Origin of the sequence: Paenibacillus sp. KN14-4R, from assembly GCF_052180255.1 — a bacterium.
Lineage (GTDB): Bacteria > Bacillota > Bacilli > Paenibacillales > NBRC-103111 > Paenibacillus_AM.
Window position 1 is genome coordinate 1,161,207 of the sequence record NZ_CP197466.1, and the last position, 22,245, is coordinate 1,183,451.

General features: G+C 43.7%; 19 protein-coding genes. 18 read left to right on the forward strand and 1 reads right to left on the reverse strand.

From position 1 onward, the window contains the following. Positions 1-233 precede the first annotated feature (233 nt). From ACSBOP_RS05535 to hemL, 14 genes are all read left to right on the forward strand, one after another. A complete protein-coding gene (locus tag ACSBOP_RS05535; protein ID WP_442603438.1) occupies positions 234-821 on the forward strand; it encodes a non-ribosomal peptide synthetase module in 588 nt (195 codons plus the stop codon). Between the two features lie 297 nt (positions 822-1,118). Then, entirely contained in the window at positions 1,119-1,520 is a 402-nt protein-coding gene (gene speD, locus ACSBOP_RS05540) for an adenosylmethionine decarboxylase (protein WP_442603439.1), read from the forward strand. A gap of 123 nt (positions 1,521-1,643) precedes the next feature. Beyond that, positions 1,644-2,177 carry an S-adenosylmethionine decarboxylase gene (locus ACSBOP_RS05545; RefSeq protein WP_442603440.1) on the forward strand — a complete coding sequence of 178 codons (534 nt, stop codon included), beginning with the start codon at positions 1,644-1,646 and terminating at the stop codon, positions 2,175-2,177. 102 nt (positions 2,178-2,279) lie between these two features. Then, a complete protein-coding gene (locus ACSBOP_RS05550) occupies positions 2,280-3,758 on the forward strand; it encodes a hypothetical protein (protein WP_442603441.1) in 1,479 nt (492 codons plus the stop codon). A gap of 85 nt (positions 3,759-3,843) precedes the next feature. Beyond that, positions 3,844-5,226 carry a glutamyl-tRNA reductase gene (gene hemA / locus ACSBOP_RS05555; protein ID WP_442603442.1) on the forward strand — a complete coding sequence of 461 codons (1,383 nt, stop codon included), beginning with the start codon at positions 3,844-3,846 and terminating at the stop codon, positions 5,224-5,226. 113 nt (positions 5,227-5,339) lie between these two features. Next, positions 5,340-6,053, forward strand: coding sequence for a cytochrome c biogenesis protein CcsA (gene ccsA, locus ACSBOP_RS05560; protein WP_442603443.1), 714 nt, complete (start codon positions 5,340-5,342; stop codon positions 6,051-6,053). Positions 6,054-6,059: 6 nt separating this feature from the next. Then, positions 6,060-6,791, forward strand: coding sequence for a precorrin-2 dehydrogenase/sirohydrochlorin ferrochelatase family protein (locus tag ACSBOP_RS05565; RefSeq protein ID WP_442603444.1), 732 nt, complete (start codon positions 6,060-6,062; stop codon positions 6,789-6,791). Continuing rightward, positions 6,766-7,725, forward strand: a complete 960-nt coding sequence (gene hemC / locus ACSBOP_RS05570) for a hydroxymethylbilane synthase (protein ID WP_442603445.1) — start codon at positions 6,766-6,768, stop codon at positions 7,723-7,725. Before ACSBOP_RS05565 ends, hemC begins: the two co-directional genes overlap by 26 nt. Further along, positions 7,722-9,260 carry a uroporphyrinogen-III C-methyltransferase gene (gene cobA / locus ACSBOP_RS05575; RefSeq protein ID WP_442603446.1) on the forward strand — a complete coding sequence of 513 codons (1,539 nt, stop codon included), beginning with the start codon at positions 7,722-7,724 and terminating at the stop codon, positions 9,258-9,260. Before hemC ends, cobA begins: the two co-directional genes overlap by 4 nt. Before the next feature lie 22 nt (positions 9,261-9,282). Continuing rightward, positions 9,283-10,278 (forward strand): porphobilinogen synthase, encoded by a 996-nt coding sequence (hemB, locus tag ACSBOP_RS05580; RefSeq protein WP_442603447.1) that lies wholly within the window; start codon positions 9,283-9,285, stop codon positions 10,276-10,278. A gap of 199 nt (positions 10,279-10,477) precedes the next feature. Then, positions 10,478-11,524 (forward strand): uroporphyrinogen decarboxylase, encoded by a 1,047-nt coding sequence (gene hemE / locus ACSBOP_RS05585; protein WP_442603448.1) that lies wholly within the window; start codon positions 10,478-10,480, stop codon positions 11,522-11,524. Between the two features lie 41 nt (positions 11,525-11,565). Further along, entirely contained in the window at positions 11,566-12,489 is a 924-nt protein-coding gene (gene hemH / locus ACSBOP_RS05590; protein ID WP_442603449.1) for a ferrochelatase, read from the forward strand. A gap of 25 nt (positions 12,490-12,514) precedes the next feature. Then, positions 12,515-13,960 carry a protoporphyrinogen oxidase gene (hemG, locus tag ACSBOP_RS05595; RefSeq protein ID WP_442603450.1) on the forward strand — a complete coding sequence of 482 codons (1,446 nt, stop codon included), beginning with the start codon at positions 12,515-12,517 and terminating at the stop codon, positions 13,958-13,960. A gap of 16 nt (positions 13,961-13,976) precedes the next feature. Continuing rightward, positions 13,977-15,281 (forward strand): glutamate-1-semialdehyde 2,1-aminomutase, encoded by a 1,305-nt coding sequence (hemL, locus tag ACSBOP_RS05600; RefSeq protein ID WP_442603451.1) that lies wholly within the window; start codon positions 13,977-13,979, stop codon positions 15,279-15,281. Between the two features lie 135 nt (positions 15,282-15,416). Here hemL and ACSBOP_RS05605 read toward each other — a convergent pair whose 3' ends face one another. Continuing rightward, entirely contained in the window at positions 15,417-16,718 is a 1,302-nt protein-coding gene (locus ACSBOP_RS05605; RefSeq protein ID WP_442603452.1) for a phosphodiester glycosidase family protein, read from the reverse strand. A gap of 316 nt (positions 16,719-17,034) precedes the next feature. Between ACSBOP_RS05605 and ACSBOP_RS05610 the strand changes: the two genes are divergently transcribed. From ACSBOP_RS05610 to ACSBOP_RS05625, 4 genes are all read left to right on the forward strand, one after another. Further along, entirely contained in the window at positions 17,035-17,916 is an 882-nt protein-coding gene (locus tag ACSBOP_RS05610) for an RluA family pseudouridine synthase (protein ID WP_442603453.1), read from the forward strand. Between the two features lie 75 nt (positions 17,917-17,991). Beyond that, entirely contained in the window at positions 17,992-19,257 is a 1,266-nt protein-coding gene (locus ACSBOP_RS05615; protein ID WP_442603454.1) for a LysM peptidoglycan-binding domain-containing protein, read from the forward strand. 192 nt (positions 19,258-19,449) lie between these two features. Further along, positions 19,450-20,631 (forward strand): acetyl-CoA C-acetyltransferase, encoded by a 1,182-nt coding sequence (locus ACSBOP_RS05620; protein WP_442603455.1) that lies wholly within the window; start codon positions 19,450-19,452, stop codon positions 20,629-20,631. Positions 20,632-20,682: 51 nt separating this feature from the next. Further along, positions 20,683-22,191, forward strand: coding sequence for a class I adenylate-forming enzyme family protein (locus ACSBOP_RS05625; RefSeq protein WP_442603456.1), 1,509 nt, complete (start codon positions 20,683-20,685; stop codon positions 22,189-22,191). Positions 22,192-22,245 lie beyond the last annotated feature (54 nt).

The following is a 22,245-nucleotide window of genomic DNA, read 5'->3' on the forward strand; positions in this document are numbered from 1 at the left end:
TATGCCGCCAGTTTGAGCGACGTGTTTTTGTTTTAATAAGGGATTCCCAGAACATTCATAAAGAAACAGCGTTTTTATAGGGAAAAAGCTTTAGAAAACCGTCTCAAAGCGATTTTTCCTTATTTTAGCCTGATTTTACTAGCGGATGACACAGGAATATTACCTTTTGTTGTAGTATAATAATATACAAGGTTACAAACATTGCTTGAACAAAAAGAATTGAGGGATTTTCCATGGCGATAAGGTTAGCGACTGAATTTGTCAAAGCCTGCCTGCATGTAACGGAAGTCGAATTGTCAAAATTTATTGATGCTTTTGCTGAGCAAGGCGTGAAGCTTCATGTTCACGTGCTAGAAAACGGTAATCAAGAAGTTGGTTTTGAAGATGATAACGGGCAAGAAATTTTACTTTCTTTTGAGAAGAAAGCTGGGATTTATGAGTGTAAAGGTTCGTCTCGTATTTATGACGTGCGAATTGCGAATGTGATGCGCAAAGTTCTCTGTCAATTTAAAGGGGATGCGATTGTAAATCGAATTTATACGGGTTACACGATGGTGTATCACTATGAAGGCGGATCCGTTGTCCGGATTGTTGAAGTGAAGAATGGTGTACAAAAATTAATTTATGAGCACAAAGATACGCTTGGTCAATTAGAACGTTTGTTCAACCAACAATTGGTTGAAGAAGAAATTTCTATGATTAACAGTCAGATTAATCATTTACTTGATATGAGAAATGAGATGAAAGATCCCGTCGTTCAACATGAAATTGATGGAAGACTGAAGCGACTGACCAACCGTTTGTTTGTTCTTGAAGTATAAATAGTAAGATAAGATAAAGGGCGTTCCGATAAGGGCGTCCTTATTTTTATGTGCGGATATAATGGTACCAAGGGATAAATGCTCACATATGGTATGTATTGGGGGATCAAAAAAAACTATTGCATTTCTTCGCAAGAGATGGTATTTTTATTGTCGTTGACAACAATATAGGAACCAGGATTCACTCAGGACATGTAATGTTGCGAGAGATTACTCCCTCGAAGAGAAGTGAATGACGTAGGTCCTAGCGGATGAAATTTTTAACACATTTTATTCCTAGGAAGGGGGAACCGGAAGATGGAATATTCAACTTTCGGAAGACACGTTGCTGTAGATACTTGGGGTGTAGACTTTGCACTTCTTAACAGCGCAGAATGGCTACAAGCACAAATGGTGGAGGCTGCCGAGGCTTGCGGCGCAACAGTGATGTCTGTACAATCGAAGCAATTCGAACCACAAGGAGCGACAGTATTAGTACTGTTATCAGAGAGCCATCTCTCGATTCACACGTATCCTGAGAAAGGCTTCGCGGCACTTGATTGCTACACATGTGGCGAGACAGTGGACCCACAGCTTGCCATTGATTACATGGTATCCGTACTAAAACCAGAAACTGTACACGCGAAGAAGCTCGTACGCGGTATGGGAGAATTGATAGTTGAAACGCCGGTCATGAAACAAGCTCAGCTTGTGCGCTAAAACGTGCTGTGTTTGAACACATAATAAAGATAAAATAACCACGAACTCTGTTCGTGGTTATTTGTTTTATTGGCCTTCCATACAATTAAAAGTGTAGACAACTAGTACGGGGGCGAGTATAAAATGCGGTTACGGAAATTCAAAATCAATGGTGGTATCTTGTATGTGCTGTTGGCGATCTTGTTGATTTGGCCAACCTTCCAACTTTTTAGCGGCGGCAGCGATAGCAGTGGACATCATGGAAATGCGGAAAAGCTGCTTTATGAAGTCAGTTTGTTCCAAATGGAAATATTAAATTCACAACTCAGTAATCCATCTCGCTTCACACAAACGACTGCACTTGATGGTGTGAAAAGTGCAGTGTACTCGGTATCTTTTACGCATGAACGATTGAGACTTGCTATTGGTGAAAACAATCTTGCTGATATGGATGGTCTGCCACAATTGTTGCAATATATGATGCGGCTGCAAATGGGCGCTCAACGACCGCTTAAAAGTGAAGAAATGGAAGTGTTCGTAGCTGCATCAAAGCTTGTGTCGGAGATGTATGGCAATTACGAAAAGTTACTGACTTCTACCGGCGAAGTGGTTCCATCGCAGAATGAGCTGCTTGCAGGGAATAATACGAAGCTTCGGAAGCTGCTCCAGAACAAATAATGGGCTTGTAGCGATTGTAATAGCATAAATGGTTAATGGTTACAATATAGGAACATCCTAGTTCTAGATGTAGGGTGAGTAACCTGAGAGGCAGCGGCATCCATGAAAAATAAGATGAAAGTAATTATGCTCAGTATGTGTCTGTTGGCAGGTGGTTGTGCGATGAACAAGAAGGATGCACAACCCAATATCAAGCCAAATTCCAATCCCAATCCCCTACATATCCAAAATGTAAATCAAGCAGGCAACGCTGAAGAGTATGCCAATTACGTGCAACTCATGACTATGAAGGTATGGCCGCATATGTCTGTCATATGGCCAAATATAAATTTTTCCCGTCTCCATATGCTATTTACAGATGGCAAGCGTGCCTGGGACATTTCTGCAAGCGGCATCCAGGAAGTGCCCTTGGAGGAAGTTCTGAAATCTTTTGAAATGCCAAGTAATTCGCCTGGCATACCTGGGGGCTATTCGACGGGAATATGGCATCAACAATCCAGTGTGCTTGTCTATATGAATCAAGATGAAATCATGAATCATTTGAAAACATACATGACTAACGATCGCTTTGGCATGTCGTATGGAACCCCTTTTGCATTTCCGCTCGGGACGCATGAGTTATTTCATTATGCCATTCAAATGCCGAAGTGGAATTCGAAAATTTCTGTGATTTCCAAGAAGCAGTCACTCGTTTATCCAATTGAAATTGGGCCGCGAACGTACCGTTTAGCGCTCATCGACAATTTGTATCAAGCCTTTTTAGATAAACAAAATCGTAAAAAGCATTTGGGGCATGCGGCATATATTTATCAAATGTGGAAGTGGGAATTTCCAGAGGACATGGAACATGTAAGACGGTCTGATGTGATGGAAGGAACAGCACGATATGTAGACACGATGGCAGATGCTTATGGGAAGCTTGGGATGAAGGCGAGTCAATCACAAGTGCATGCATATTTGGCAAGACGGTTTAACGAGACGAAGAGAGAAGATGTTGGAACGATTACGCAGGAAAGCTATGAAATTAGCAAGCTTGCCGGACTGCTTGCAGATGAAGCGGGATTACGTTGGAAAAAACAAGCCGAGCAAGGTGTGACACCTCTCGAGGTACTGCTAAGCCAAGTTACTCCACTTAAACTGGAGAAATGGGCAGATATCATGGATAACTATCATAAGCAAGCTGACGAACATGAGACGAAGCTTAACCAATCAGTAAATGGTTTTCTTCATAATTATGATAATAAGACGATGCCGTTGTTAATTATTCCAGGAAACGCGGGAAACATGAAATTGCGAACGGACGGTCAGTACCATAATGATGCAGTTCCAATTGAAATTTTGCCCAATTCAAATGGTATTCTGAATGAGGTTCATTTGCAGGTGATCCAAAAGACGATTGGTGTTCAATATTTGGAAGGAAAGAAGATTAATTATGTCATCCCGATCAAAGATACGGAGATTCAAATCAGCAACAATCATGCAATACTTAATACGACAGAGTTAAAGGGAGAATTTGATGTACAGATGAGTGAGGATCAAGGGGGACGCAAGATTTATCAGGTGTCTGATTTTCATAGATAGTTCAAACTTGGAAGAGGATTAGGATATTCGCTTGTGATATAATGTACTATGGCATACAATCCGGGCGAAGAAGGAAGTGAGACACATGCATATAGTTGTTGTCGGCTTAAACCATCGTACTGCTCCTGTAGAGGTGCGAGAGAAGTTCACCTTTGCAAATGACGATTTGCCTCAAGCACTTCAGGAACTGAAAAATACAAAGAGTGTGCTTGAATGTGTCGTTGTAGCCACATGCAATCGTACAGAAATTTACGCGGTCGTAGATAAGCTTCCTCGATATGCGCATTATATCAGAGGTTTTATTGAAAAATGGTTTGGTGTTCCCCGTGAACAATTTCGGGAATTTTTATATAGCTATGAAGAAGAACAAGCGACTCGTCATCTATTTAGAGTGACTGCGGGTCTTAATTCGATGATCATTGGTGAGACGCAGATTTTGGGACAAGTGAAAGATGCATTCCTTCTTGCACAGCAAAATCAGGCAACAGGCACGATGTTTAATGCCCTGTTCAAGCAAGCGATCACATTGGCGAAACGTGCTCATTATGAAACATCAATTGGTGAAAATCCTGTGTCCGTTTCTTATGCGGCAGTAGAGCTTGGGAAGCGAATTTTCGGTTCTTATGCGAATAAAAAGGTACTCATTGTGGGTGCTGGTAAAATGGGCGAGCTCACACTTAAGCATTTGCATGCTAGCGGGCTCAAACAGCTCTATGTGATTAATAGGACATACAGTAAGGCCGTTGAGCTTGCTGAATCGTCAGGAGGCACAGCGTGTAAATTTGAGCGTCTAGCTGAGCTGTTGGTCGAAGTGGATATTGTAATCACATCAACTGGGGCGACGGAATTTGTATTAACACATCATATGCTGCAAGGCGTAGTTACGAAGCGCAAGTCACGTCCGCTTTTCATGATGGATATCGCAGTGCCACGTGATGCAGATCCGAAGATCGGTGAGCTACCGAATATATTTTTGTATGACATTGATGATCTGGAGGCTTTAGTAGAAAGCAACCTGGAAGAACGTCAAAAAGAAGCAGCAAAGATTGAAATGATGATCGATAAGGAAATTGCTGCATTTGAAATATGGACGCGCACACTTGGCGTATCTCCACTTATTCAAGCCCTACAGCAAAAAGCTGGAAACGTGCATGAGGAGACGATGGACAGCTTGCTGAAAAAGCTGCCTGAGCTCGATGAACGTCAGATTAAAGTCATTCGGAAGTTGACGAAAAGCATTGTCAATCAAATGCTTCGTGATCCAATTCTACGAATTAAGGAAATGTCTGCTCAGCGTAATAGTGACGAGGCTTTAGATTATTTTACACAAATATTCGCTTTAGAAGAGATTCTCGTACAAAATGAGTTGGAATCGCAAGACCGGCAGCTAGATCAAAGTGAAGAAGAGAAGCCAGCAACTACGATGCAAGGATGGCAGCGTGAGCTTTCGACGCTCGCTCTCTCGTAAAGGGAATTATGGTTACTCAAAGTGTGTTTTATGATGCAATTCTTTATATTTATGCCCTAAGCCTTCTGTTTTATTTCTCCGATTTTGCCCGGGCAAACCGGAGTGCAAAGCGGATGGGTGCGGGGCTACTTTTGTTTGTGTGGGTGTTGCAGACGATTTATTTAGGACTTTCGGCGCTTAAACACTTGAACAATGCGTCGATGTTCGAAACCTTATTGTTGTTCTCATGGCTCATTATTACAATTTCATTTATCGTTAGCCGATTTGTACGGATTGATTTATTTGTTTTTCTTGTGAATGTTATTGGATTTGGTATATTAGCGGTTAACTTTTTTAGTAATCCTGCAGTAAAACCGTCGCTTCCGCAATGGAAAATCAGTGATGAATTGTTGTTTATTCATATCACACTATCAATTGCTAGTTACGCGGCATTTACAGTCGGAGCTGTCTTCTCTGGCATGTATATATTTGTCCATCGGAAGTTGAAGACCAAAGAATGGTCATCGACGATGAAAAGGATGCCAGCTTTGTATAATGCAGAAAAGTTCATGCATGGCAGTGTTATCATTGGTTTCCCGTTATTATTACTAGCACTTTCGCTTGGGATTGCATGGATTACGATTGAAGGAAATGGTACGCTGTTCTATGATGTAAAAGTAATTCATTCCTTCTCGGTACTGCTTGCTTATGGGGGTTACTTATTCTTGAATTACGGCATTAAGCTGCCAGGTAACCGTCTTGCAAAATGGAACTTAGCAGCGTTTGTTATTGTTCTATTGAATTTTGTTGTAACAAACGATATTTCAACCTTTCATGGCTGGAAGTGATGGGACATGGGTTATCAATATCCGGTAATGATGAATCTAGCAAATAAGATTTGTTTAGTTATTGGCGGAGGCCGCATCGCAGAGCGGAAAGTTCGAGGTCTACTCGAAGCGGGAGCTGTCATTCATCTTATGACTCCCGCTGTGACAGATGGATTAAAGCAGCTTATAGACGCGGGTGCTTTACTTTGGATAAATGGCAGGTATACACAGAAAATTTTCCAGGGGAATCGGTATCTACTTGTATTCACAGCAACTTCGGATCAAGCAGTGAATGAGCAAGCTGCAATGGATGCAGGTGATCATGGCGCACTTGTTTGCCGTGTGGATCATTATGAGCAGGGGGATTTTATAGTACCGGCCGCAGTAAAACGGGGCGACCTTCACATCACGGTATCCACAGGCGGTGGCAGTCCAGCTTTGGCAGCGATGTTAAAGCGTCAATTGGAGCAATCATATGGGCAAGAGTATGAGGCATATCTGGATTTTTTGCAGGAGCTTCGAGTGAAGCTAAAGGAATGGGTTGAAGATAGGGCGCTGCGGCAGGAAATGCTCAGGCTTGTACTAGATTTTGATTTATTACCGTTGATTCGCCGAGGGGAACAATATTGGCTGCCACTGCGAGAACGTATATGGATAGAAATCGAGCAGCAGCCAAGCGTAGTAACCATGACGAGATTGAATAACTGGATACAGATATGGGAGGAGAGATTCGATGCGCAAGATAGTTGTGGGAACTAGGCAGAGTGCTCTAGCGCTAACACAAACGGGGCAAGTTGTGGATCAACTGAAACGGTTATGCGCGGAGCATGACATCGCTTGTGAGTTTGAAATCAAGAAGATTGTAACCAAAGGTGACCGCATTCTGGATGTGACATTATCAAAAGTTGGCGGTAAAGGATTGTTTGTAAAGGAAATCGAGCAAGCCCTACTTGATGGAGAGATTGATATGGCTGTTCATTCCATGAAAGACATGCCATTTGAACTGCCGGATGGTTTAGTGATCGGGGCTATTCCGCTGCGTGAAGATGCAAGGGATTGCCTCATCTCTGGAAAAGGCTTTTCGCTAGACGAGCTGCCTGAAGGGGCGCTCGTTGGAACAAGCTCACTGCGCCGCGCAAGCCAGCTGCAGCATAGACGACCGGATCTGCGCATCGCATCGATCCGGGGCAACATTGATTCGAGGCTGCGTAAGCTCGAATCGGAAGGCTTTGATGCGATCGTGCTGGCATCCGCCGGCTTGCGGCGGATGGGCTGGGGAGATCGCATCGAGCATTTACTGCCGCCGGAGCACTGCGTCCCTGCCGTGGGGCAGGGCGCGCTGTGCATCGAATGCCGCGGCGGCGATGGCTTTGTGCTGGAACTGCTGAGCAAGTTCCAGCATGAGCCTACCGCGCTCGCTGTACGAGCCGAGCGCGCGTTCCTTGGCAGCCTCAATGGCGGCTGCCAAGTGCCTTTGGGCGCCCACGCTGTGGTGGCGCCTGAGGTTGACGGCAGCGGTGTGGAGCCGCTGCTGCATATCGTAGCCATCGTTGGGACACCCGATGGCCAGACGCTCTTGCGCGAGGAGCTCTCCGGGACTAATCCGGAAGAGCTGGGACTTGCAGTCGCGCAGAAGCTGAAAGCTCGTGGCGCAGATTGTATTCTTGCTGAGGTGAGGGAGGAAGTTCAGTGAATCATGGGAAAGTGTATCTCGTAGGGGCTGGCCCCGGAGATCCCAAACTCATCACGATTCGTGGACTTGAAGCGATTCAAAAGGCGGATGTCATCGTCTATGATCGATTAGCTTCTCCGCGCTTACTTAAGCATCGCAAAGCGGGATCCAACCTTATATTTGTCGGTAAATTACCCAACAAACATATGATGAAACAAAATGAAATTAATCAGCTATTAGTTGATTTAGCGATAGAAGGTCATGTGGTTACACGTCTTAAAGGCGGTGATCCTACTGTATTTGGTCGAGTTGGAGAAGAAGCGGAAACACTTGCTGATAATGGGATTGAATTTGAAATTATTCCTGGCGTCACATCTGCCATAGCAGTGCCTGCTTATGCAGGCATTCCGGTCACTTATCGAGATATGACCTCTTCCTTTGCTGTCGTAACGGGGCATGAATATCCTAATAAGACATATTCTAGGCTGGAATGGGAACATTTAGCTAAAGCGGTTGGAACGATGGTTTTTTTAATGGGTGTTGCCAACTTGGAGCAGATCTGTACCAGACTGATCGAAGCTGGGAAACCAACTGATATGCCAGTAGCGATTATTCGTTGGGGTACATGGATGGAGCAAAGAACGTTAGTAGGCACACTGGCGAACATCGTAGAAAAAGTTCGCGAGGCGGATTTCCAGTCACCGGCAGTCATCATTATTGGGGATGTGGTTAGTCTTCGGGAGAAGCTTGCATGGTTTGAGAAAAAGCCGTTATTCGGGCAGCGGGTACTTGTTACACGTGCTAGAAGTCAAGCAAGTGAGCTAGCAGAAGCGATTGATGAGCTTGGCGGAGAAGCGATCGAGTTTCCCGTCATTTCCATTCAGGCACCGACGAATTCTGAAGCGGTGACGAAATTGGATTCAGCACTTCGTGACCTACCGGCGTATGACTGGGTATTTTTCACAAGTGCAAATGGAGTAGAGTTCTTTTTCCGTCGTTTACGTGAAATAGGAATCGATATTCGCGTGCTCTCTGGGGCAAAAATTGCAGCTGTAGGTCCAAAGACAGCAGAAGCACTTCGTGAACGAGGCATCGTAGCTGACGTTCAGCCTGCGAAGTACCAAGCGGAGGATTTACTAGATTCTGTTCTTACTCAGCTTGAGTCAGGGCAGAAGGTTTTGCTTCCTACGAATCGGCTTGCACGTGACTTTTTACCTGAACAATTGCTTCAATTAGGTATTGAAGCGACAAAAGTCGAAGTCTATGAGAATGTACCTTGCACAGAAGATAGTGAGGAAGTCGTACGGCTTCTCCAAGAACGAGCAATTGGTGTTGTCACCTTTACAAGCTCTTCGACTGTGCGGAATTTGTTTGCAGCGCTTGCTGCTCAGGGATTCGAGCAACCGTTTCAGCTGTTGGAAGGCGTAACAGTGGCATGTATCGGTCCCAAAACAGCGGAAACGGCAAAGGAATATGGCCTTAATGTGACCGTACTTGCCGAAGAGGCTACGATTCAAGGGCTCTTAAATGCTCTTATCGCATCACGAAGGAACTAGATTAAGAGGGGAGATAAATACAATGGCATTTCCTATTGTACGTCATCGTCGCTTGCGCAGCTCAGCTGCTATGCGTAACTTGGTAAGAGAGACGACTCTTACGATCCATGACTTGATTCAACCTTTATTTGTAACTTTTGGGTTAAATAAGAAAGAAGAAATTCCATCGATGCCGGGTGTGTATCATTTTTCATTGGATCGAATGGATGAAGAAGTTCATCAAATTGCAGAACTCGGTATTCAAGGTATTTTGTTATTCGGTGTACCGGATCATAAGGATGAAATAGGTACTTCTGCTTATGACGATCAAGGGATTGTCCAACAGGCAACTAAACGCATCAAAGCGTTATATCCAGACATGCTAGTCATAGCGGACACTTGCTTGTGCCAGTTCACGAATACAGGGCATTGCGGTGTCATTCACCACGATCCAACTACAGGACGTGCAGATGTGACGAATGATGAATCCCTAGCATTGCTTACACGCACAGCGGTTTCTCAGGCTCGTGCAGGTGCTGACATTATTGCACCTTCTAACATGATGGATGGATTCGTAGCCGCGATTCGTGAAGGTTTAGACGAAGCAGGTTTCTCCCATATTCCAATTATGTCCTACTCCGTAAAATACGCTTCTGCTTTCTACGGACCGTTTCGTGATGCCGCACATTCGGCACCACAATTCGGAGATCGCAAAACGTATCAAATGGACCCTGCGAATGCAAACGAAGCGCTTCGTGAGGCAGAGAGTGATGTAATTGAAGGTGCTGATTTCCTCATGGTGAAACCTGCCCTTGCTTACATGGATGTTATTCGCAGACTAAAGGAGAACTTTGATCTGCCGGTTGTAGCTTATAATGTATCGGCTGAGTATTCGATGGTTAAAGCAGCAGCAGCAAATGGCTGGATCGATGAGCGTGCGATTGTACTGGAGACTTTGACCGGTTTCAAACGTGCAGGTGCAGATATTATCCTGACTTATTTTGCAAAAGATGCTGCAGCTTGGCTGCGTGAAAACTAACATTTTATTAATCATAAATCATTATCCATATGTTGTGCCTGGAACCATGTTTCTCTAAAAGGAGCATGGTTCTTTGTCATATATTTGTCGGAATATCTGGCAGCATCTTGGTTGTGACACAGTAGGGTTTAGGGCATAATGAAGAAAGAAGTGAAAAAAGTTTCAAAGAGTAAAGAGTCTGTCTAGAAGAAGGTGCCTGATGACTTACAACGATAATTTTATACGTGCTTGCAGGAAACAAGAGATTGATACACTACCTGTGTGGTATATGAGACAAGCTGGAAGGTATGACCCTGATTATCGAAAAATCAAAGAGAAATATTCTTTGCTTGAAATATGTGCCCAACCTGAATTAGCTGCTGAGGTATCTTTGATGCCTGTTCAAAAGCTTGGGGTTGATGCTGCTATTTTATATTCGGATATTATGAATCCGGTTGCTTCACTAGGTGTGAAATTTGATATTGTTGCGAATGTCGGCCCTGTTATAGACAATCCAATTCGCAGTAAAGAGGATGTAGAACGTCTTCGACCGATTGATGTGGAGGGTGATTTAGGTCATGTCCTTGAAACAATTCGCATCTTAGATCGGGAACTTTCAGTGCCTTTGATTACCTTCGCTGGTGCACCGTTTACGATTGCATCTTATTTAATCGAAGGTCGTCCGTCTAAGAGTTATATTCGTACGAAAGAAATGATGTATGGAAATCCAACTGTATGGTTTGCTCTAATGGATAAACTTGGCGAAATGGTGATCACATACTTACGCGCACAAATTGCAAACGGCGCAAAAGCAATACAATTATTTGACTCTTGGGTGGGTGCATTAAGACCTGCTGATTTTGAAAAATATGTGTTACCAACGATTACGAAAATTTTTGAGGGCATTGCAGATTTGCCGCAGCCAAAAATTTATTTCCCAGGCGTGGCATCTGGTGAATTGCTCCCTTGTTTACATCATATAAAAGCAGACGTTATTGGACTTGATTGGCGTGTTTCGATCCATGAAGGACGTCAAAGATTAGATAACCGATTTGCTGTTCAAGGCAACTTGGATCCTTATGTGTTAACTGCTCCAATGTCGGTCATTGAAGAGCATGCTAAACAAATTATCGATGAGGGTCTGAAGAAGCCAGGGTTTATTTTTAATCTAGGGCATGGTCTATTCCCTGAAGCATCGCTGGAAAAACTTCGTGAATTAACAAGCTATATTCATACGTATTCACGTTCTTGTATAGCTAAATCATGATCCAGATGGGCAATCTTCAAACTAGAAGGAAGTGAGAATAAATGGAAAAAGAACATATTGGCGTACTTGTGATGTCCTATGGTACACCTGAAAGCATGGATCATATTGAGCAGTATTACACGCATATTCGCAGGGGTCATGCACCAACTGCAGAGCAGCTTGCGGAGCTCACTGAGCGATATGAAGCTATTGTTGGCGGTGTATTCCCACTGCGTGAACATACGAACCAACAAGTTGCGGCGCTAGAGGAAATGTTGAATCTCGAACATCCAGACAAGCGTTTTACATGCTACCAAGGGCTTAAACATGCGTCACCTTTTATTGAAGATGGTATCGAGCAGATGGTGAAAGATGGGGTATCACGTGGAATTGGTGTTATCTTAGCTCCTCATTATTCGACAATGAGTGTTGGTGCTTATATCAAGCGTGCGCAGGAGAAGGCTGATGAACAGGGGCTATCGATGTCTTTTGTTGAAAGTTATCATTTGCATCCCAAGCTTCTACAAGCGTTAACGGAACGTGTACGTACGAATCTAGCGTCTTTTGCAGATGAGCATGTACGTGTGTTATTCACCGCGCATAGCCTACCAGAGAAAATCGTGGAGATGGGCGATCCGTACCCGAATCAGCTGCTTGAGACAGCTCGTGCTGTTGCGGATGCTGCGGGAGTTGCAGATTGGCAGTTTGCTTGGCAAAGTGCTGGACGTACTTCAGTCCCTTGGCTTGGCCCGGATATTCAAGATGTTCTGCATACGATTTCCCAAGAAGAACAAATTCGTAATGTACTTGTTTGTCCAATCGGATTTGTATCGGATCATCTGGAAGTGTTATATGACCTTGATATTGAAAGCAAGCAAACAGCTGCTAGTCTAGGTATGAAACTTGAGCGTACGGCTTCTTTGAACTCGGACCCGCTCTATATGCAAACTTTAAGTGATGTTGTATACGCGAAGCTTAGCGAATAAGATTGCTCAGAAAGGTAAGATCCCTATGGAACTTCAAACAAAGAAAATTGCAGTAATAGGTGGTGGCATTACCGGTTTAAGTGCAGCCTTTTATTTGCATAAACAGCTAGAAGAACAGGGGTTGGAAGCAGCAATCCAAGTGTATGAGGCATCGCCTCATTTTGGCGGTAAAATTCATACGCGCGAGCGTGAAGGTATTATTTTTGAAAAGGGACCTGATTCATTTTTATCTCGTAAGCTGCCAATCATAGAATTAACGAAGGATCTTGGCTTAGAGGGTGAATTGACGGGAACAAATCCAGATGCCAAGAAGACGTATATCTTACATCGCGGACGGTTACATCCGATGCCTGCTGGACTCGTACTCGGTATTCCGTCGAAAATATCTCCTTTTATAAGAACATCATTAATTTCACCACTTGGTAAGCTTCGTGCATTGATGGATCTTATGCTTCCACGAAAAGAAGATTTAGCGGATGAATCACTAGGTGATTTTCTAGAACGGCGTCTTGGCAAGGAAGTGTTGGATCGGATTGCAGAACCGCTGCTTGCAGGCATATATGCAGGAGACACACATGAGCTTTCTTTACAAGCGACATTCCCGCAATTTGCAAGTATGGAGCTTAAATATCGGAGTTTAATTCTAGGTACCATGCGAGCTGGCTCATCACCTCAGCCTAATTTGCCAGGTTTGCCTCCTGCAGCAGGTAAATCGATCTTTATGACCTACCGTAAAGGTTTAAAGACGTTAGTAGATGGTCTGTTGTCTGCTTTAAAAGATCGTGCTGAATTAATGAATAACATCGCGGTGGATCGTATAGTAAAGCAAGTTGGACACGATAGTTATGAGCTGATGCTATCTGATGGCACAAAGGAACTCGTGCACTATGTCATTATCGCACTTCCTGCTTATCAAACTGCAAAGCTGCTTGCTGATATTGCGAGTGCAGATGTGCTTGAGAAATTAGAATATGTGTCTGTTGCGAATGTTGTTCTTGCTTTCAAACGGGAAGAGCTCAATTATCATTTTGACGGCTCTGGATTTGTAATTCCGCGCAGTGAACGACGATTTATTACTGCATGTACGTTTACATCGGAAAAGTGGCTGCATACAGCACCGAAGGATAAAGTGTTGATTCGTTGTTATGTAGGGCGTTCCGGTGAGCAGGAATGGACGCAAATGACGGAGGAACAAATTGTAGCCCGTGTACGTCAAGATTTACAGGAAATTATGGGAATTGAAACGGAGCCATTATTTCATGAGGTCACGCCACTTCATCGTTCCATGCCGCAATATGGCGTTGGGCATTTAGACCGTATTGAAACGCTTCGAAATGACCTAAAACAAGTGATGCCTCATGTCTGGGCGACAGGCGCTTGCTTCCACGGTGTGGGCTTACCCGATTGTGTAAGACAGGGTAGGGAAGCTGCTGCCTATATCGTTGGACATATGAAAGAGACAATGAAATAGGATGGGGGTTCGTTAAGTGACGAATACAACTAGAAAAGATACACGTTCTGCTGCAGCCTTTGCGGAAGCTAAACAATATATACCCGGAGGTGTTAACTCTCCTGTTCGGGCGTTTCGTTCTGTAGGCCTAACACCGGTGTATATGGATCGCGGTCAAGGCTCCCGTGTGTACGACATTGACGGCAATACTTTCATTGATTATGTGTGCTCATGGGGTCCATTAATTATGGGTCATGCACATCCTGAGGTTATTGCTGCAGTTACAGAAACTGCTGCAAAAGGGACGAGCTTTGGAGCGCCGACACTTATTGAAACTGAAATGGCGAAGCGGGTTACAGAGCGTATTCCATCCATGGATATTGTGCGTATGGTCAATTCGGGAACAGAAGCTACGATGAGTGCAATTCGACTTGCTCGTGGTTATACGAAACGCAGCAAAATCTTGAAGTTCGAAGGTAGTTATCATGGTCATGCAGATGCCCTTCTCATTAAAGCTGGCTCTGGTGTTGCTACACTTGGATTACCGGATTCACCAGGTGTTCCTGAAAGTGTCGCTAGCAATACGATTACCGTACCTTATAATGATATTGCGTCAGTGGAGCTTGTATTTGAGCGCTTTGGCGAGGATATTGCTGCTGTCATTGTTGAACCAATCGCGGGTAACATGGGAGTGGTTCCTCCATTACTAGGTTTCTTGGAAGGATTACGTAATGTAACGAAAAAATTCGGCGCATTACTTATTTTCGATGAAGTCATGACTGGATTCCGTGTTGGTTTACATTCCGCACAAGGACTATTCGGAATTGAACCTGACATCACTTGTTTAGGTAAAGTTATTGGTGGTGGCTTGCCTGTAGGGGCATATGGTGGTAAGCGTGAAATTATCGAGCAGATTGCACCAAGCGGCCCTATATATCAAGCCGGTACTTTATCAGGAAATCCATTGGCAATGGCTGCTGGTTACACAACACTTAAGTTGCTTGGTGAGCCAGGTGTTTATGAAGAATTGGAACGTAAGGGAGCTCGTCTTGAAGAAGGCTTTATACGCAATGCACAAGACCTTGGAATCCCATGTACGGTTAACCGTGTTGGTTCGATGGTATGTCCATTCTTTACGGATCAGCAAGTGATTAACTATGACACAGCAAAACAATCCAATTTGGAAATGTTCAAAGCTTACTTTTCGAACATGCTAAACCTCGGTATTTCAATCGCTCCTTCGCAGTTCGAGGGAATGTTCGTATCTGCTGCTCATACAGATGAAGATATTGAAATTACGATTACTGCCCAGCGACGTGCTTTGGAACAGCTTGCACGCTGATAAATGCTATAAAAGTAAAGTAATAAATAAGAGCACGAATGGAGTTGGGATTGCCCTCACTCATTCGCGCTCTTATTTAGATATGTATGATTATTGCGACTATTGTGATGACTTGGAATTTCCTATTTCGGAATTTCAGCCAGTTGGTGCTTGTGTCTCCGTAGAAGTTGGTGTTTCAGGATTCTTTGTAGGAGTCACATTTTTCGATGGTGGACTTGAAGCAGGTGTTTCATTGGATGAATCGGTATTATTACCAGAGGGATCAGATCCCTCTGGCTTTTTAGTTGGGCTATTTGCTTTATTTGGACTTGGGTTAGTTGGATTTGGGTTAGTTGGGTTTTTCTTTGCTTTTTCTTGTTGTTCTTTAATGTAATCGGGGTGATCATAGCTACCGCCTGGATCGATGTGTGTTAATCCATCCCAGACGCTATCTACTTTAATAGAGTCAGGATTATCGAACACCAAGAATCCAGATGGTAATCTGCGCTCACCATAACGGGAAGAAGGTTTCGTAATCAGCTCCCCTTTATATACAAGCTCAGAGGAAGCACCGCCATCTAAGAAACCAGCGTTAATGCAACCATCTTCTAGCAATAAATCTTGTACCTCACGAAGAGTTGCGCCTACGCTATGTGATTGACGTCCATCAATGACAATAAAGATGACTGTTCCATCTGCTCGTTGCCCGATAGCAGTACGAGGAGCACGTCCCCAGCCGCCATCCCCTTTAGTAATCAACGGATTACCGTTAGCAATGACACGCGGATAGAAGGATACGGCTTCTGTCACTCCTAATTTGCGTAATTCATTTGCGGAATATTTACCGATAATAAGTGTACCTTCTTTGGTAAATCCTACGATATGTTGACCGACATCATCACCCGTATCAGTAAACAATAATTTACCACCAGACATGATCGCTCCAATTGCAGCAAATCCATTACCTAGACCTTCGGGATCATCGAATCCGCCGCCGTTGACACCGGCAATGGCCCCAGTACGTTGTACCATCGAAGTAATACGTTCACCTTCTCCTTGCTTATGTGGGACAACCACGCGAATGGCGTGTGGGTCATAGACGTACATTTTTTTACCAACCCAATTATCGCCTTTAATGTCCACTACCTCTGCAAGTTTACCTTGGTGATTCTTACGTGTAATTGCGGTTAAATCTTGTTTCTCTTCAGCGTTGTCATCGCTCATTCGTTGCATAGCAGCAACCATTGCATCACGTTTCTCACTGCCTACAAAGATCCATGCCCAATCACGGTGCTGGGTTGTAATTACGGTTTCGGCAAGAAACATACGAATTTTGCTACCTGGTGCAGTAAAATATAAGAATGATGACGAGAAAAATATAGCTAATGTAAACAGCAGCAATGATCTTTTGAACATGCTCCAGTTCCCAATGCCTCTTAATAAAGTACTTCTATTCAAATGTGCTCACACTCCCAAGATCCTCGCAGGATCTTTTTTATTTATTTAATTAAACATATAATATAATAATCGATGATGAGACATGTCGTATTTTGTAAAAAAACCAGACAAAAGCCCTTCCTATTCTATCACAGAAAAGGATGATAATATAATGGTAATTGTTAAAGTTTATAATCATGTTTTGGAAATTAGGTGACAATATGTTCAGTAAACGATATTTTTTCTTCGGCTTTCCGTTTGAGTTGATTGTGTTATGTTTTGGTTTTGCATTGTTGTTCTTAGGCATTTTACTTTATATGTACATGGGGCGCAAGCGATGAGGGGCTTAATACGTAAAGGTGAATGGTTATCCATACAACATCCAGCGGAGGATACCCCTACCTATGAGGGAGTCGTACGCTTACTCCCAATGACTCTTAAATATTGGAATCGACTGCAAAGTCGTGGGGATATTAAGGTTCAAGGTCAGCGACTTTTGTTAAGAGTTTTTCCAGAAGAAACGGGGCCATTTGTCTCACAATGGGGTGAAGTGGATATCATTTATGAAGATGATTGGTGCTTAGTTGTGAATAAACCAGCTGGTATCCCGGTTCATCCTGCTTCTCATGAGCAAATAGACACCTTGGGTAATCAACTTGCATCCTATTATGAGATGACTGGACAAGCATGTCGTGTCCGTCATATTCATAGGCTGGATGCAGACACGACTGGTCTGGTTTTATATGCTAAAAATGAACTAGCGCAGATTCTTCTCGATGAAGCAATGCGCAACAAGGCGATTCGACGAACTTATTTAGCGATTGCAGAGGGGTATTTTAAAGAAACCAAAGGCTCTATTCATGCTCCTATTGGAAAAGATCGTCATCATTCAGGAAAACGTCGGATATCCCCGAATGGTGATCCGGCTCTGACACACTATCAAGTGGTGAAACAGATGAAGGAAGCTGCACTTGTTGAGGTGGAACTGGAGACAGGTCGTACCCATCAGATTCGAGTTCATCTTCAGTCTCTAGGTCATCCTCTAGTTGGTGATCATTTATACGGGGGCAGTAATCGCTTTTTAACAAGACAAGCTTTACATGGATTTAAGCTAATCTTTGACCACCCGATAACGGCAGAGAAGATCGAATTGGAATGTCCTTTACCAGAAGATATGAAGCAGCTAAATGAAAGGTTAAGTACATCTGGAAAAATATAGGCATGCTCGGCTCCCTCCCACAATATAATCTAGAGACGATGGATATCGGTTGATTGGGAAGGGAGGACGATTATTATGGCTGAAAAAGGAAAAGGCCTTCGATTCGATATTTATGAGCGTGTTCATCTAGCAGATGAATCGATAGGCATTCACGAATTAAACGAAGTGGAGCTTATTCCGCATATTCAAGTCGTTGTTCAGCAGGAGCAAGCGATTCTAAAAGGGAATTTATTGTTAACTGGGCAATATGTTGGCGAAGATCAAAATGACAAGCGATCACTAGAGCATCTCATTCCAGTAGAAATTACACTACCGATGAGTCGTATTCAGAAGATCGAGGACATCATGGTGGAAATTGAGAACTTTGATGTTGAGCTGCTTTCTACACGTAATTTAAATGTGACAGGTGTACTATCCCTACACGGTGTTGAAGTAACATCTAATCAACCCGTGGAGCCAGCTTGGCTGAAAGAAGAAATGTCGTTCAAACATGAGGTGAGTGCTCCACGGTGGGATCAAGAGGCAGAGGAAGTGTTACATACGGCCTCGACTTCACTTGACGAACCTTGGACTCCATCTGATCCTATTCCATCTTATCAGCCTTGGCAATCGCCATCCGATTATCGGGATTCTGGAGTAAGGGATGCATGGACTGCACCGACAGTAATGGATCAAGCTGACCAAGTGGAATCTAGTGTGGATGCCGATACTGCATTGAATGATCTAGCGCTGCAAGCTTCTTACATACCGACATCCGAACAGTTGGATTTGCGTTCAGATACGCAGCAGCAGGAGTATGAGCCGCAGATCGAAGCATATCCCAACATCCACGAGGCATTCGATCAAGAAGCGCAGTTCCATCATGCTGCTCATGATGCAGTTGTAAGCTATGATGCTGTTGCAAGCTATGATGCACCTAATTCGAGTTCTTTTGCGGATGATGAGCCAAAGGAGCTTAAAGTGGCTTTTGCGAGTAAAAAAGTTGAGGAGAACACGGATAATGAGTTTCAAGCCCAGCCACAATCACAAAGTAAAACTTTTGGGATTCAAAATCTAATTAAGCCATCATCACAAATAGAGGCAAGAGCGGACAATGCTGCTCCAGCTGCTGTTGAAACTGATCATTCACGTTTAAATGGGCTCGAATGGCGCCGTTTGTTCCTTCGGGAAGATTCGGAAAATCCGCAGTTCTCACGCGTAAGAATGTACATTGTTCAAAAGGATGATAGTATTGAAGACATCGCCCGTAAATACAGTGTGAATCAGCGGGAGCTGCTTCAATACAATTCGAAAGGCTTGGAAGACGTGCAGGCAGGTCAAATCTTGTATATTCCTCGTTAATAAAATGAATGTGAGTAAAACCTTCTATTCCTCGGAATGGAAGGTTTTTTTGCATCTTTTATAGGAAAGGCGGAGAAACGCTTATCGCCGTACAAAGGACGACAATCGTCGGTTCCTCCTAATTGTGTAACTAATTTGTAACTCCATCATTGTTTACTGATATAAAAGGATACAAGGTGGGTGGAGACCAACATGAAAGAGATCGTTATTGCTAGTGCTGTGCGTACTCCAATTGGTTCATTTTTGGGTGGACTGCAGGATGTATCAGCTGTCGATATGGGTGGAGCTGTGATTCAAGAAGCATTGAGGCGGGGGAATGTAGCCGCAGAATTTGTTGAAGAAGTCGTCATGGGGAATGTGCTTCAAGCTGGACTTGGACAAAACACAGCTAGACAGGCTCAGATGAAGGCAGGTATTCCTTATCATTCGACTGCTACAACGATTAACATGGTGTGTGGTTCTGGACTTAAAGCGGTTATGCAAGCAGCTCTTGCTATTCGTAGTGGAGAGAGGGAGCTTATGGTAGCAGGTGGTATGGAGAACATGAGCCAAGCCCCCTATTTACTCAAGAAAGCTCGTTCAGGTTACCGAATGGGCGAAGGACAGTTAGTCGATTCGCTCATGAATGATGGTCTGACTTGCGCTATTCTGGATGCCGGTATGGGCATAACAGCCGAAGCGATAGCAGCTAAATATGGCATTACGCGCGTGGAACAGGATGCTTTTGCATTACAAAGTCAACAAAAAGCAGAGCAGGCAGGATTGGATTTGCTATTTCAAGATGAACTAACGCCTGTATCTTATCTAGATAAAAAGGGAAAGTCAGTCTCATTCGAGAAGGATGAGCACCCGCGTGCAGGTATGACAATGGAACTACTTGCAAAATTAAAACCTTCTTTTCAAAAAGAGGGAACTGTAACCGCAGGCAATAGCTCAGGAATTAATGACGGAGCCGCGGCAGTCGTTGTTTGCTCGAAGGAGCGGGCATTGGAACTTGGTTTACAGCCAATGGCTCGGATCCGTTCTTTTGCATCAGCAGGAGTAGATCCGGCTTATATGGGACTTGGACCTATTCCGGCAACTCGAATGGCTCTTGAGTCCGCTGGGCTCACAATAAAAGATATCGGCTTAGTTGAATTAAATGAAGCTTTTGCTGTTCAATCTCTAGCCGTAATGCGTGATTTAGAATTGGACCCTGCTATTGTAAATGTTTATGGGGGTGCAATTGCACTCGGACATCCGATTGGCGCGAGCGGTGCAAGAGTATTAACAACATTGCTGCATGCGATGAAGAGAAGGTCAGTGGAACTTGGACTTGTTTCATTATGTGTGGGTGGTGGGCAAGGCGTTGCTATGATCGTAGAACAGATGTAAGTGAAGCGAATTAAAGGAGTGTCGAATGTGCTTCTGGAGGTTGAAACAGCAATGAATCCTGTGATCAATTGGATGGAGAATAGATGTCTACTCTCACCTGAGCATCGGGCTGTGATAGACAGTGAAACGGGCGAGTCTTGGACGTACAGTCAATTGTGGCAGAGCGTTAACAACATGGCTCAGTATTTGCAAAAATCGGGCATTCAAAAAGGAGATCGAGTTGTACTGTTAGCCCCGAATCATCGCGTGTATTTTGATTTATTATTTGCTTGCGGAAGGATTGGAGCGATTCTCGTACCTCTCAATTGGAAGCTAGCCGCGCAAGAAATGACATACATTTTAAACGATTGTACGCCTAAGCTTATTGTCGTTCACCCTGATTTAGTATGCGCAGTATCTGAATTAAGCTCGATCATAATGGAATGCAAAATCTTATATATGAATAGTGAAAAGTACCAATCAATTTTAAAGAAACAACTGCCGGGTGAACAATGCATCGCTCAAATACCTGTTGATCTAACCGATCCACTCGCTATTATTTATACCGGTGGAACTACAGGCGATCCTAAAGGGGTTGTACTGAGTCATCAGTCGATTTTCTGGAATGCGGCGAATACGATTGCAAGCTGGAATCTTACCGAGCTTGACGTCACGCCAACGTATTTACCGATGTTTCATACAGGCGGGCTAAATGCATTATCTGTTCCAGTATTGATGGCAGGGGGAACGGTTATTATTGCTCGTCAATTTGAACCTGTTCAGTCCATGGAGCTGCTCATTCAATCCAAATGTACGATTGTATTGATGGTTCCGACGATGTATCACATGCTTATACAGACTTCAGAATTCCATAGACTTCAGTTTCCAAAGGAATTAACTTTTTTATCGGGTGGGGCGCCTTGCCCACTGACGATTTATGAAGCTTTTGCATTAAAAGATCTAGCGTTTAAAGAAGGTTATGGCGGTACAGAAACAGGACCTAATAATTTCAGTGTTCAGCCTGAGTATGCAAGACGCAAACCGGGAACGGTAGGGAAATCGATGCTGTTTGGAGATGTAAAAATCGTCGATGAACACGGTGCAGAGGTGCAAATGGGTGAAGTTGGAGAGCTTGTGCTCAAAGGCGGACATTTATTTGAAGCTTATTGGAATCAGCCCGAACTAACCAAAAAGGTGAAGCGCGATGGATGGTTTTATACAGGGGATTTAAGTAGGCAAGATAATGACGGTGATTATTTCATAGTCGGACGTAAAAAGGACATGATTATCACAGGCGGTGAAAATGTGTACCCGCTTGAGGTTGAGCAGCTTTTGTATAAGAATCCTGCTGTTGAGGATGCTGCGGTCGTTGGGGTCCCGGATGAGAAATGGGGAGAAATTGTTGCGGCTGTTGTCGTGTTAAAACAAGGATTCGATATGTCAGAGGAAGAATTACGCAATTATTGTTCCCTAGCGATTGCCAAATATAAAGTACCGAAGAAAATTCGTATTCTCGAAGAATTGCCGAAGACGACCGTCGGTAAGTTGGATAAAAAACGGATTGCACAGAGCTTTCGATAATACTTGGTACCCACCAAGTATTTTTCTGTTGTAGAATAGATATAAATATCTGAA

Coding starts and splice junctions, on each gene's coding strand:
- ACSBOP_RS05535 (WP_442603438.1), top strand. CDS start 234: ATGGCGATAAGGTTAGCGACTGAATTTGTCAAAGCCTGCCTGCATGTA.
- hemA (WP_442603442.1), top strand. CDS start 3,844: ATGCATATAGTTGTTGTCGGCTTAAACCATCGTACTGCTCCTGTAGAG.
- speD (WP_442603439.1), top strand. CDS start 1,119: ATGGAATATTCAACTTTCGGAAGACACGTTGCTGTAGATACTTGGGGT.
- ACSBOP_RS05565 (WP_442603444.1), top strand. CDS start 6,060: ATGGGTTATCAATATCCGGTAATGATGAATCTAGCAAATAAGATTTGT.
- hemG (WP_442603450.1), top strand. CDS start 12,515: ATGGAACTTCAAACAAAGAAAATTGCAGTAATAGGTGGTGGCATTACC.
- ACSBOP_RS05610 (WP_442603453.1), top strand. CDS start 17,035: ATGAGGGGCTTAATACGTAAAGGTGAATGGTTATCCATACAACATCCA.
- ACSBOP_RS05550 (WP_442603441.1), top strand. CDS start 2,280: ATGAAAAATAAGATGAAAGTAATTATGCTCAGTATGTGTCTGTTGGCA.
- ACSBOP_RS05545 (WP_442603440.1), top strand. CDS start 1,644: ATGCGGTTACGGAAATTCAAAATCAATGGTGGTATCTTGTATGTGCTG.
- hemH (WP_442603449.1), top strand. CDS start 11,566: ATGGAAAAAGAACATATTGGCGTACTTGTGATGTCCTATGGTACACCT.
- hemC (WP_442603445.1), top strand. CDS start 6,766: ATGCGCAAGATAGTTGTGGGAACTAGGCAGAGTGCTCTAGCGCTAACA.
- hemB (WP_442603447.1), top strand. CDS start 9,283: ATGGCATTTCCTATTGTACGTCATCGTCGCTTGCGCAGCTCAGCTGCT.
- ACSBOP_RS05625 (WP_442603456.1), top strand. CDS start 20,683: ATGAATCCTGTGATCAATTGGATGGAGAATAGATGTCTACTCTCACCT.
- hemE (WP_442603448.1), top strand. CDS start 10,478: ATGACTTACAACGATAATTTTATACGTGCTTGCAGGAAACAAGAGATT.
- ccsA (WP_442603443.1), top strand. CDS start 5,340: ATGGGTGCGGGGCTACTTTTGTTTGTGTGGGTGTTGCAGACGATTTAT.
- ACSBOP_RS05615 (WP_442603454.1), top strand. CDS start 17,992: ATGGCTGAAAAAGGAAAAGGCCTTCGATTCGATATTTATGAGCGTGTT.
- ACSBOP_RS05620 (WP_442603455.1), top strand. CDS start 19,450: ATGAAAGAGATCGTTATTGCTAGTGCTGTGCGTACTCCAATTGGTTCA.